The organism is Algoriphagus aquimarinus (assembly GCF_007997215.1).
Classification (GTDB): domain Bacteria; phylum Bacteroidota; class Bacteroidia; order Cytophagales; family Cyclobacteriaceae; genus Algoriphagus; species Algoriphagus aquimarinus_A.
The window spans coordinates 33,718-46,640 of the sequence record NZ_VORW01000014.1 but is presented as its reverse complement, the minus strand read 5'-3'; the positions used below and the strand labels follow the sequence as shown (position 1 = coordinate 46,640).

Genomic DNA, 12,923 nt, shown 5'->3' with positions numbered 1-12,923 from the left:
GTATGGAAACTTTATAATAATAGGTACAAGAAGTGAAACCTGCCTTCGGACTGGCTCGAACCAGCGGGGCATAAATCAAAATGCGTTTCTCGAAAAAATCAGGCTGTGAGTATCTGGACCCATGCTGCGGTTAATATAAAGGCATAAAAAAAGCGGCCTGAGCCGCTTTCCTTATTTTATGATGATTTCCTGAGGCATTCTCACTTGAACACCTTGATAGGTTTTTAATTTTTCTACTTGCTTGTAGAGCGTGTAGTTTGATCCCAATTCACTTTTTAGAATTTTGATTTGAACACTGTTTCCCAAGTCTTCCATGATCGATTCAAACCAAGGTTTCTTTGTAGGATAATATACTACTCTATAGTCATCGACAGCACCAATTCTAGCAGCAGCGATTTCAATAGTCGTATTCAAACCTCCAAGCACATCTACTAATCCTCTTTCTTTAGCTTGGTTTCCAGTCCATACTCTGCCGGAGGCTACTTCTTTTACAGCTTCTGGAGACATGCCTCTACCTTCAGATACTCTGGAAATAAAGGTCTCATAACCATCTTCCACAGTGTTTTGGATGATGGTTCGCTCCACATCGGTCATTGGTCTGGTTGGATTCATGAAGTCAGAAAGTTCTCCTGTTTTCACCACATCCGTAGTGATACCCAGCTTGTCATTAAGCAATTCTTGCGCGTTGAACATCATGCCGAAAATACCGATAGAGCCAGTGATCGTGTTTGGCTGGGCAACGATAGTATCCGCTGGAGCTGAGATGTAATATCCACCTGAGGCAGCTACTTCACCCATGGATACATATACTGGTTTTACCTTTTTGGCTTCAGCCATTTCTCTCCAGATCACCTCAGAAGCGACCACGGATCCTCCTGGAGAATTCACACGAAGTACAATTGCCTTGATGTTATCATCTTTACGAGCTTTACGGATTTCTTTGGCAAATTTCTCTGAACTGATCACTCCATCTGCATCTCCTCCTACTATCTCCCCTTCTGCGATGATTACGGCTATTCTATTAGAGGAAGTGATGTTTTTCGACTTAGCCGTTTTATTCAAGTCAGTTACATTGATAGTTTTGATATCATCCCCCTCATCAATGCCAAGCTTTTCTTTCAGTTTGGTGAGCACTTGATCCAAATACAGCAGCTCTGTGGCCAAACCATAGGTCACTGCATCTTGAGGCTTGCGAACAAGCATCAAATCATTGATTCTTTTCAAGCTGTCATAACCGATACCTCTTGATTCAGAGATGCCATGAAGCGCAAACTGATTCATATCGTCCAAAAATGACTGCGTTTGTAATCTAGCTTCAGGGCTGTTTTTTTCTAGGATAAAAGGCTCTACAGCAGACTTGAATTCCCCAACTCGGAAGATTTCAGGTTTTACACCTACTTTTTCAAAAAGTCCTTTGAAGAAGATTCCCTCCGAAGAAAATCCGTTGAAGTCTATTCCTCCTAAAGGATTCAGGTAGATTTCGTCAGCAACAGAAGCGATGTAATAACCGCCTTCAGTGTAAGCTTCATCGTAAGCCACGATGAATTTCCCGGAAGTCTTAAAGTCAACCAATGCTTCTCTAAGCTCAAGCAAATTAGCTTGACCAGCCATGATAAGGCCAGTATTTAGGTAAATTCCTTTAATGTTATCATTGGTTTTTGCTTCGCCGATGGCTTTTTTAAGGTTAATAAGTCCAGCAGTCATTTCCTGCCCGAACGGATTACCAAAGATTGAAAGATCCAAATCATCCTCAGACGTACGCTCTACTATAGTTCTTCCGTTTAGATCCAGGTGCAAAACAGAGTTTTCGCTTACCTTCACTTCTTCAGATCCACTTGATGAGGCCAAAATGCCGATCAGGCCCAACATAAGAAGCACACTCAGTATGCTGAAAACAAAAAGACCGACGATCACCGCCAGTACATTTCCTAAGAATTTCATAAGCTAAATTATTTGAAGCCCCAAAATAACCTAATTTGAGCCATGTTTACAAAAGCAATAATAAGCTGAGAATGTTTGAAAAAGCTGTTTTAATAGTAGGAGGAAATAAAGGCGATCGAAATGCGCTGCTAAAGTCGGCGGTGGAGGCCGTTTCAGAATTAGGGGAAATGACACTCAGGTCTAAGGTTTATGAAACTGAAGCATGGGGAGGAGTGGCTAAAGGGCCATTTTTGAATCAAGTGGTTGAAATCAAAACGGCATATTCTCCATTCGAACTCTTAGCCTTTATCCAGCAAATCGAAACAACTCTAGGTAGAAAAAGAGATGAGCATTGGGGAGATCGGACGATGGATATTGATATTATTTTTTTTGGAGATAGGGTAATTGATACTCCTGAGCTCCAAGTTCCTCATCCATTTATTGCGGAGCGGAAATTTGTGTTAGTACCGCTAGCAGAGGTTTTATCGGAGTTTATTCATCCAGTTTTGGGAAAAAGTAGCCAGCAAATGTTGGAAGAATGTGAGGATAAATCTGAGGTATGGGAGTTGGAAGGTTGATGGTTTTGTGTTCTGCTGCTTCTCCAGAAGCTGCAGGAATCATAATCAATTAGTACTAAACGAAACTAAGATTTCGCTCTTTCAGAGCTTTGCACTAGAGTTCTATTTTTTACCCAGTCCTACCGAGCTGGGCTTAGGTATTTAGGGCTTTCAGCCCTTAGCCACATAAAAGTTTAAAGAATCTAATTGCTCCGTCTAGGCTAATTTTTGGTAAAATTAGTTGGGCCAAGGTTTAGCTTATGAGCAAACGGCATTCATTTATCTCAAATCTGTAACAAAAAAAGCTTGGTTCAAGTCGTAAGATTTGAACCAAGCTTTTACTTTATTTTCACTGTGTTCCTCCGCGAAACACTCTGCGGTTACAACCCAGAAACCTCAGCTTCAGGATGAATTTTTTTGACTAAGCCTTGGAGCACTTTTCCTGGGCCGCATTCTACAAACTCAGTAGCACCATCTGCAACCATGTTTTGAACGGATTGCGTCCATTTCACCGGAGCAGTAAGCTGGGCGATTAGGTTTGCTTTGATTTCAGCTACATCGGTAACTGCCGTGGTGCTTACATTTTGGTAAATAGGGCAGCTAGGTGTATTGAAGCTCGTTGCTTCTATGGCTGTCTGCAATTTCTCGCGAGCTGGCTCCATCAGCGGAGAGTGAAATGCACCACCCACTGGAAGTGGTAAAGCTCGCTTGGCTCCAGCTTCTTTCATCTTTTCGCAGGCAAGCTCGATTCCTTTGTTCGAACCAGAAATCACCAACTGACCTGGGCAATTATAGTTTGCAGGCACGACAACCTCCTCAGTGAAAGTAGCGCAGATTTCTTCTACTTTCTCGTCTGCCAGTCCTAGGATTGCTGCCATGGTAGAGGGATTGATTTCACAAGCTTCCTGCATCGCAAGTGCTCTCTGATAGACTAACTTTAATCCATCTTCGAAAGCAAGAGTGCCATTGGCAACCAAAGCAGAAAGTTCTCCCAAAGAGTGACCTGCAACCATATCCGGTGCGAAGTCTGGAGTTGTTTTCGCCAAAATCACGGAATGAAGAAATACAGCTGGTTGGGTTACATTAGTTTGCTTTAATTCCTCTGCAGTTCCCTCAAACATGATGTCTGTGATGCGGAAACCTAAGATTTCATTAGCTCTCTCAAATAACTCTTTTGCTTGAGGATTTTCTTCATAAAGTGCTTTTCCCATTCCTGGGAATTGGGCGCCTTGGCCCGGAAAAACAAATGCCTTCATTAACTAGTGTTTTTTTGTTCGGTGCAAATATATGGCTTTTCCCAAAGTCATACTGCACTTGCGCTTTTAGGAACTTAGCTTGATCCCTGTTTGGGATATGGTTTCTGCTGAAAGAAACTTTGCTTTTTCGGCTGGAGTGGGAAGTCTACAGGTGCTTTTCTTTCCAAACCAGCGGTAGCGATTACTGCCAATCCAATTGTAAACAGGATCTCTAAGGAATTTTGGTAGAAAAATAAGGGGATACAAAACCGGCCATAGTCCAGATAGGTTTCTGGCTATTTTCAGTGCAGCTGTGCTTTTGTAATAGATTTCACCCTTTTCCAAAAGAACAAGAGAGTCGAGGTAATCTTCTCGAACCTCAAAATTGGAGAGTATTGTTTTGCTAAAATCCTCTTGCAATGCTCCCACTAAGAAGTGATCCTTATGATCTCTTTGGATCACAAAATCAATGGAAGCATTACAGAGGTTGCAAACCCCATCAAAGAATATGATGGATTTATATTCTGTCATCTAAGGAGTTGAATCGTTCCTTTCAGGCTTTGGTCTTTTTTGGCAGGATCGAGTACGTCGAATACTACATTTCCGGAGTAATAATAGGTGCCTGCAGGTAAATCATTGCCATTTTTGTCTCTTCCATCCCATCGGATGTAGATGTCGTTTTCGGAAGATTCAAGACTATTGTAAGAGAATACTTCCACTCCCCAACGGTTTACGATAAAGATATCAACTCCTAAAACAAACCTTGGACACATCGAGAATGGATTGTCAAAAGCCATATAGGTTTCGTTTATCCCATCACCATTCGGTGTAAATGCATTAGGCAGATTGTAGCTAGGACAATTTTCTACACAGACGATATTGCTCGGCTCAGACTCATTGCCAGATCTATCTACCGCAGTGATGTAATAGCAGCCACGGTAGGTGGTCAGATCACGTATAGTGGTAGAGAGATTCAGGGAAGAAACTGTCGCTATCAATTCAAACTGGCTGTCCTCGCCATTCGAAGTATAATATAATTTATACCCACTTAATTCGTCATCACATTCGCCTGAAAAGTCAGGAGTCCAGCTTAATTCATGTTCGTAAGTGGTATTGCCACAAGGAACTTCTGCGAGATAGGCGGAACATTCTGGGCCTTCGAAAGTCAATACTGGAGGACATGGCAAGCGATTATCATCAGGCTTAGCGCACACGATTTGAGATTTGTTTTCCAGAGGATAAACTAGTCCAGCTACGTTGTAAGAACCTTTCGTGATCACGTAATAGCAGTATTCAACTTCCTTTTCTAATGGAACACCATTGAAACTACCGTCGTCCAAATATTTGAATCCACTGGTGGTGACATCCACTTCTGCGATTTTCACAAAGGTAGCGTCGTCAGCTGCTGCTGCATCTGTTCTGTTTCTATAAACCTCATGCTTGTATTGGCTGACAGAATTGTTCCAAGGAACGATGAATTCCCAATTCAGCTCAATGGCTTCATTGATAATTGTTGGTTCGAGCCAGACTGAAGAAGCTTTAGAGGAGGTGTCAATTTTTGTATTCCTATCAAGTAAGACGACTTCGTAATTGTACACGACACTTTGTGTGTTCAATCCCGTGTCGGTGAAAAGCGTGTCAGAAGTGACTCCCAGTGAGACTTGTCCTGCATCGCCATTGAATCCAGTGCTTCGCAAAAGCTCATAAGTATAAGGTCCTGGGAACTGAACTTTATCAATATCATATGGAGGTGTCCATTTCACGAATATCTCTCCAGCGGTTGGATCAGTTTCTTCCACGCTGACATTAGTAATTATCGGAACATCCACGTCTATGGTGACGCAGATTTCATCGGAAACTATGCTTTCGCCAAGTCTAGGCTCAGGATATGCTGCCACCAGTCTATAGCAGTACGTATTGCCTGGAGCTAATCCATCTCCACCATTTACATCTAAGAAATTTAGCGTTTGCATATTGGTGGTTCCGATCAATTCATAACCAGCACGGATTCCAGTTTCACAGCTGTCAGGCTGATAAGGATCAGAATTGATCCTCCTCCAGATTTGCATTTCACTAGCTGAGTTCGCACATACGTATGGATCCCAATTCAGCTCTACCGTTCTGCCTGGCATTTGCTCTATTTGATCGAAGACAGGTGGTGGGCCTACTACTTTGATACGCCAAGTTTTAATATCAACTAATGAAGGCCCTGAGCTAGGTTGATCTGAGATCCTTACCCGAACCTCATATTCCCTTGCTCGCACGTGGTTACAGACTGTTTGCCAATCGAAGTTTACGATGCCGGGAGTTGGCTGGTAAGTGCTTTTAGGGCTATAGCTAGCAGGAGATGTGGTTATTTCTATAGGTTCGCCAAAGACCTCTATTTTGATAGGGTCTCCGTCTGGGTCTTGACCTTGGATGATTTCTTCTATTTTAGTACCTGCCACCACACAAAGATCTGGGGGCAAAATCAACTCTGGTCTTCTGTTATTCGAGTTTTCAATAATGATTTGCATATCCCGGACTACGTAGCCTATGAGCACCCATTTTCCATCTAGCTTCCGATATTCATTGATTCTAAATGCCACATTAAACTGCCCTGCGGTACCAGGTGCATCCCAAATCAAATCTCCGGTAATTGGATTCAATGTCAAAAATGCCGGCGTGCTACCATCTTCTTGTTTGAAACTGAACTCTGGAGAAGCAGGGCTTCTATAGTTATTAACTGGACGTTGAAACTGCTGCTTAGGAATGTCCATTGAATAAGCCAAACTATCGCCATCTGGATCAAAAGCGCCAGGGTTATGAATGTATCTTACGTTTATAGCGCCATTGTCAACTGGTGGGATTGTCAGGACTGGAGAGTTATTTACTCCAATAAATGGGTCAATTGTAATAGTGGTTTCTACATAAAACGGCGTGTCTACTGAATTATCCATATTCAGCGTTCTATCATTTCTGTTGAATTCCTGAAATCTGATCGTGTAAGTTCCAGGTCCCTGAAACGTGTGAGAAATCACGAAGATGTTTTTCTCAATTTGATTACCCAAACTTATTACTGTATTGAAATCACTTTCAGTATTCAGACCATCTACAATTCTCCCATCTCCAAAATTGATTTCTCCTGGCCCAAAAATCACATTTGATCGAGTATCTGTATACCCTACGACTGTGATTTTATAAGTAAGGTTTTGAACTGAAACCCGCTCGGCGATGATTTCACCAGCCCGAATATGCGTTGCCCAAACTTCTGAAATTCCTGCTAGCAGGAAGAGTAAAAAAAATCCCAGTGTTATTTTAAGCTTCATATTGATCAAGGTCTTTGATTACAGTGAAAAAAGAATGTACGTATTTATCGATAATAAAGATTTTGTACATGATTTTCTTCCTATTACTAAATAAAGGGAAGTAAGGAGAAAATCTCCGCAAAATCAAACATTAAATCTCTTCATATAGTTATACAGCCAGCAAATTCTTCAAAGATTAAAGTCTATTTAGAACTGATTAAAATAAGAGAAGTGTTTTTGAATGGATTGTTTGCTAGTTGTTCCAAACGTAAATTTGGCACAATTAATCAAAGATTTCGTTTTAATCTAATCGCAAAAATTGTATGAGCTGGGTTACAAAAACCTTGAGTAGCACAATAGGCAGGAAATTGATCATGGCTTTGACCGGGCTTTTCCTGATCCTGTTTTTGACAGGTCACGTTGCAGGAAACTTGCAGTTGTTTAAGAGTGATGGTGGTGAAGCATTTAATATTTATGCTCATTTCATGACTACTAACCCTGCGGTAAAATTGCTTTCTTACCTTACTTACATTTCCATTATCGGTCACGTGATCTTTTCTATCTGGCTTTCCAGAAGAAACAAAGCTGCACGTCCGATAGGATATGGCGTATCTACTCCGCCTTCTACGACTGTATCTTCCCGCAACATGGGTATTTTGGGCACGATCATTTTGATCTTCATCGTGATACACATGCAGACTTTCTGGTATCAGATGCACTGGGGAGAAGTTCCTTTCGTGACTTATGATGGTGTAGAATACAAGGATTTGTTCAGCATTGTGGCTTTTGCTTTCCAGAATGAACTGATGGTAATCGGATATGTAATAGCAATGGCTTTCTTGGGATTCCACCTTTCTCATGGATTTGCAAGCGCATTCCAGACCTTAGGTTTGAATCATGCGAAATACTCGCCAGCAATTGAAGTAATCGGAAAAATCTACTGCATAGTAGTTCCGATACTATTTGCCAGCATGCCAGTTTATATCTATTTCACACAGAGCTAATCAATAGTCCCCTATGATACTAGATTCAAAATCCCCAATCGGACCTTTAGCCGAAAAGTGGACTAAACATAAGTTTAACAGTAAGCTGGTGAACCCGGCAAACAAAAGAAAATACGAAGTGATCGTAGTGGGTACCGGTCTTGCCGGAGCCTCTGCTGCTGCTTCTCTTGCAGAATTGGGCTATAAAGTGAAAGCTTTTTGCTTCCAGGATAGCCCTCGTCGTGCGCACTCTATCGCTGCACAAGGCGGGATCAACGCTGCTAAAAACTATCAAAATGACGGTGACTCGGTTTACAGACTTTTCTACGATACCATCAAAGGTGGAGATTATCGTTCCCGTGAATCGAATGTGTACCGTCTTGCAGAAGTTTCTGTAAATATCATTGACCAGTGTGTGGCGCAGGGTGTACCTTTTGCCAGAGAATATGGTGGATTGCTTGCCAACCGTTCTTTCGGTGGAGCGCAGGTATCCAGAACTTTCTACGCTAGGGGCCAAACGGGACAGCAGTTGCTTTTAGGAGCTTATTCAGCTTTGAGCCGTCAGGTTGCCAATGGTAAAGTGAAACTTTATCCTCGTACTGAAATGATGGACGTCGTAACTATCGACGGTCATGCAAGAGGTATTGTGACTAGAAATTTGATCACTGGCGCTATCGAAACTCACGCTGCTCATGCAGTGCTACTTTGTACTGGTGGTTACGGAAACGTATTTTTCCTATCTACCAATGCGATGGGATCGAATGTAACTGCAGCTTGGAGAGCGCATAAGAAAGGTGCTTACTTCGCCAATCCTTGCTACACGCAGATTCACCCTACTTGTATTCCAGTTTCTGGAGATCATCAGTCCAAGTTGACCTTGATGTCTGAGTCACTAAGAAACGATGGGCGTGTTTGGGTACCAAGCACGAAGGAGATGGCTGAAAAACTTCGTAAAGGAGAAATCAAGCCAAAGGATATTAAGGAAGAAGAAAGAGATTATTACTTGGAGAGAAAGTATCCATCTTTCGGTAACCTTGTACCACGTGATGTGGCTTCCAGAAATGCGAAGGACGTTTGTGATGAAGGTAAAGGTGTAAACGAAACTGGCGAAGCTGTTTTCCTTGACTTCCGTGATGCCATCAATCGTGACAGCGAAGACGCGATCCGCGCGAGATACGGCAACTTGTTTGACATGTATCAGCAGATCACCGGTGAGAATCCTTACCAAACCCCAATGAAGATTTATCCTGCTGTTCATTACACTATGGGTGGACTTTGGGTTGATTATAACTTGTCTACTACAGTTCCCGGGCTTTATTCCTTGGGAGAGGCGAACTTCTCAGATCACGGAGCAAACAGATTGGGAGCTTCTGCTTTGATGCAAGGTTTGGCAGATGGTTACTTCGTAGTTCCATATACTATCGGTGATTATTTAGCACAGATAGGTCCCGCTCCAGTAGATGCCAATCATCCTGAATTTGCCAAAGCAGAAAAAGGAGTGAAGGATGCAATCCAAAAGTTATTGAGCATCAACGGTACCAAGACTGTAGATCACTTCCATAAAGCACTTGGACATATCATGTGGAACTACTGTGGTATGGCTAGAGACGCTGAGGGTTTGACCAAAGCTAAAGGCATGATTCAGGAGCTTAGAAAAGAGTTCTGGAGAGATGTGAAAGTGCTTGGTGCAAATGAAGAATTGAACCAGACTTTGGAGAAAGCAAGTCGAGTAGCTGATTTCTTAGAACTTGGTGAATTGATGGTGGACGACGCACTGAACAGAAATGAGTCTTGTGGTGGACACTTCAGGACAGAATCTCAAACTCCGGAAGGAGAAGCGCTCAGAGATGATGAGAACTTTGCTTATGTAGCAGCTTGGAAATTTATGGCAGAAAATTCCCCTGAGGAATTGCATAAGGAGCCGCTCGTGTTCGAAAACGTGAAGTTGACTCAGAGATCCTACAAATAAATTCAAGACTTTAATTCATAATTATATATGAAACTGACATTAAAAATATGGAGACAGAAGAACGCCAGCGATAAAGGCGGTTTTGTCACCTATCCTATAGATGGAATTTCCGCTGACATGTCATTCCTAGAAATGATGGATGTCTTGAATGAGGAACTTGCTATAAAAGGACAAGACCCGGTACATTTTGATCACGATTGCCGCGAAGGTATCTGTGGCATGTGCTCCCTGTATATCAATGGCCATCCACATGGTCCGAAGCAGACGACTACTTGTCAGCTTCACATGCGTTCGTTCTCTGATGGAGATACTATCACGATCGAGCCTTGGAGAGCAAAAGCTTTTCCAGTGGTAAAAGACTTGGTTGTAGATCGTGGAGCATTTGACAGAATCATCCAAGCGGGCGGATACGTGAATGTGAATACAGGTGGCGTACCAGATGCAAATGAGATTCCTATACCAAAGAGAGTCGCTGATGAAGCCTTTGATTCGGCTACGTGTATAGGTTGTGGAGCTTGTGTGGCAGCGTGTAAGAATGCTTCTGCGATGCTTTTCACCTCTGCGAAAATCTCTCAGCTGGCAATGCTTCCACAAGGTCAAGTGGAAAGAATGTCCAGAGCAGAGAATATGGTCGCTCAGATGGACGAGGAAGGCTTCGGAGCCTGTACCAACACCGGTGCCTGCGAAGCAGAATGTCCTAAGGGAATTAGCCTGACGAACATCGCTCGAATGAACAGAGAGTACTTCTCTGCTTCTCTAAAGAGCGAGAATGTATAATTGAATCAGAAATTCATAAAGAATGAAAAAGCCGACGAGAGTCGGCTTTTTTTGGTTTTAGTTGAAAAAAAGGAGTTGGTATTTTATATATCCCTCTTATTTAGTGGTATAAGCAAGTTTTATTTTTTAGTGGCCTCAATCTGAGGTTGAAGGAAGTCTAGATGATTTAGATAATTATTTAGTTGAAATAAGGTTTGATTCGACTTTTATGACGATTTATTTATTGGTTAAGGATATTGAATAGCTGGTCAAGTTCAAAAGGTTAAGAATATCTAGTCTGTCTAGATAGATGAAGAATATACACAATTGTGGACATTCTCTATGTAATTGGCAATCATGTGACGTCAGACAACAATGTAAATAGACTTTTCAAGGCATCAATTATTTTTGCAATGATATATACTGCCACAATTTTTCTGGGTGATAAAAATTTTGTTTAAGGCAATTTTAGACCGAATTACACTAGATCTTTCTACACCTTGAATAATGTTAGCGTTCTTGTTCATTTGGTCTATGTTGTCTTATTCGTAAAGTCCAGCATCGATCATGAGTATAATAGTAACGGTCAGACTATGTGAGTTGAATATTTATCAGGTAAGACAGTTTTACATAGGAGAACATGCCAAATGGATGAAAGGCGGTATTTGGACTTATTCCTAAAGGGAGGGGACGATTTTATGCTCAAACCTTATAAGTAAGGACAGTGAGAGCAATAAAAAAGAGCTCGATAGAATATCGAGCTCTTTTTTTAATGTAATATATCGGGGTGAATTACTTCACTTCGAAGCTAGCTCTTCTAGCCAATTGTCTTGCGTCAGCAGAAGATTTATCAACGCTAGTGTCTTCACCGTATCCTTTGTAAGATAGTCTAGAAGCATCAACTCCAGAAGCAACTATGATGTCATAAACTGCTTTAGCTCTTTTTTCAGAAAGCTTCATGTTGTAATCTTCAGGGCCGATTTCGTCAGCATAACCTTTAATCTCAACACTTACTCCTGGATTCTTTTTCAAGAAGTTAGATACATAGTTTGCAGCGCTAGTAGAGTATCCAAGCGGCTTAGCGCTATCGAATGCGTAGTATACGTTTACGTAACCGTCATTGATTGCTTTCTTGAAGAAATCAACTTGCTCTTGTACTTCCTCAACTGGACATCCATTTGTAGATACTGGGCCAGGAAGGAATGGACACTTGTCCATGTGATCAGGAGTTCCGTCACCGTCAGAATCCAAAGTCATACCTGAAGAGTTTACTCTAGCTCCAGCTGGAGTATTAGGCTCTTTGTCCAAGTAATCAGGAACGCCATCACCGTCAGAATCTTTCAACATATCTTTGATACCGTTGATCTGAGTAGCAAGCTCTTCTTTAGTAGCATATTTATCAGCTGCGATGAACCAATCAGCATGCTCCTCATTTTTACCTAAGTAAAACTGAACTCCAAGAGTTCCAGTCCACCAAGTTCCATTAGCTCCGTAGAAGCCATTGTTTGACTGAGCAGTGATTGCTGAAGCGCCATCAAATGCAACAGTCTGACGACCGTTTAGGATAGTAGAGATGTCACCTACAAGTGCAACTCCTTTACCCAACTTCAATTGAGGAGTAACTCCAAAGATTAAAGTGTAAACATCATCTTTGAATCCTGCATGAAGATTTTCTTCAGGCTTAACTTGGCCAATGCCTGCTCCACCATGAAGTAACAATCCAAATGATCTTGTAAAAGATTCAAAATTCATGATACGACCAATGTTTGCAACACCTTGAAGATCTAATCGGTTGTATTTTGTACTAAAAGTACCAGTCGAAGGGTTTCCGTTTTCAGCTTCTTTAAAAGAACCAAAACCGTAGTCTACTTTGACACCGAATTTTTCATTGAACATGTAACGAGCACCAAAGTCAATGTGACCAAGGTTAAGGGAAGGCGAAAGAAATCCAGGGGTCAAAGGAGCCATTGGTTTGTTAAAACCGCCGTTTACTTCAAGTGACCACTTGTCGAATTCTTGGGCGTTGGCTCCAAATGCCAAAGCTCCTGCCATTAGGGTAGATAGTATTAGTTTTTTCATAACAAAAAATTTTTGTTCAAATTTTAAGTGTTGATTGATGTGAATACAAATTTATTAACTTTTAATTTACTACAAATCTAGCTGAATTATTTTAAACCCAATTCCGGGAAATAAATAATTCCTGTCTTTGTTCAAAT

At 41.6% G+C, this 12,923-nt stretch carries 9 protein-coding genes; 4 read left to right on the top strand and 5 right to left on the bottom strand.

Annotated features, from left to right (window positions below; translation table 11 throughout):
• Positions 1 to 171: 171 nt before the first annotated feature.
• A complete protein-coding gene (sppA, locus tag ESV85_RS16330; protein ID WP_146919472.1) occupies positions 172 to 1,941 on the bottom strand; it encodes a signal peptide peptidase SppA in 1,770 nt (589 codons plus the stop codon).
• A gap of 71 nt (positions 1,942 to 2,012) precedes the next feature.
• Between sppA and folK the strand changes: the two genes are divergently transcribed.
• The gene (gene folK, locus ESV85_RS16325) at positions 2,013 to 2,498 is read left to right on the top strand and encodes a 2-amino-4-hydroxy-6-hydroxymethyldihydropteridine diphosphokinase (protein ID WP_146919470.1); all 486 of its coding nucleotides are present in this window, start codon (positions 2,013 to 2,015) and stop codon (positions 2,496 to 2,498) included.
• Between the two features lie 359 nt (positions 2,499 to 2,857).
• Here folK and fabD read toward each other — a convergent pair whose 3' ends face one another.
• The 3 genes from fabD to ESV85_RS16310 form a co-directional block, all read right to left on the bottom strand.
• Complete coding sequence (fabD, locus tag ESV85_RS16320) at positions 2,858 to 3,733, bottom strand: ACP S-malonyltransferase (protein WP_146919468.1); 876 nt, start codon at positions 3,731 to 3,733, stop codon at positions 2,858 to 2,860.
• 66 nt (positions 3,734 to 3,799) lie between these two features.
• Positions 3,800 to 4,243: a thiol-disulfide oxidoreductase DCC family protein gene (locus tag ESV85_RS16315; RefSeq protein WP_146919466.1), complete on the bottom strand. Its 444-nt coding sequence runs from the start codon at positions 4,241 to 4,243 to the stop codon at positions 3,800 to 3,802.
• Positions 4,240 to 7,020: a gliding motility-associated C-terminal domain-containing protein gene (locus tag ESV85_RS16310; protein ID WP_146919465.1), complete on the bottom strand. Its 2,781-nt coding sequence runs from the start codon at positions 7,018 to 7,020 to the stop codon at positions 4,240 to 4,242. Before ESV85_RS16310 ends, ESV85_RS16315 begins: the two co-directional genes overlap by 4 nt.
• Before the next feature lie 302 nt (positions 7,021 to 7,322).
• Between ESV85_RS16310 and ESV85_RS16305 the strand changes: the two genes are divergently transcribed.
• From ESV85_RS16305 to ESV85_RS16295, 3 genes are read left to right on the top strand one after another with little or no spacing between them, the layout of a single operon-like run.
• Entirely contained in the window at positions 7,323 to 8,003 is a 681-nt protein-coding gene (locus tag ESV85_RS16305; RefSeq protein ID WP_146919463.1) for a succinate dehydrogenase cytochrome b subunit, read from the top strand.
• A 13-nt stretch (positions 8,004 to 8,016) separates the two neighbouring features.
• Complete coding sequence (locus ESV85_RS16300) at positions 8,017 to 9,951, top strand: fumarate reductase/succinate dehydrogenase flavoprotein subunit (RefSeq protein WP_146919461.1); 1,935 nt, start codon at positions 8,017 to 8,019, stop codon at positions 9,949 to 9,951.
• A gap of 27 nt (positions 9,952 to 9,978) precedes the next feature.
• The gene (locus ESV85_RS16295) at positions 9,979 to 10,728 is read left to right on the top strand and encodes a succinate dehydrogenase/fumarate reductase iron-sulfur subunit (RefSeq protein WP_146919459.1); all 750 of its coding nucleotides are present in this window, start codon (positions 9,979 to 9,981) and stop codon (positions 10,726 to 10,728) included.
• A gap of 771 nt (positions 10,729 to 11,499) precedes the next feature.
• On the opposite strand, the gene ESV85_RS16290 is transcribed toward ESV85_RS16295, so the two are convergent.
• Complete coding sequence (locus tag ESV85_RS16290; protein ID WP_146919457.1) at positions 11,500 to 12,786, bottom strand: OmpA family protein; 1,287 nt, start codon at positions 12,784 to 12,786, stop codon at positions 11,500 to 11,502.
• Positions 12,787 to 12,923 lie beyond the last annotated feature (137 nt).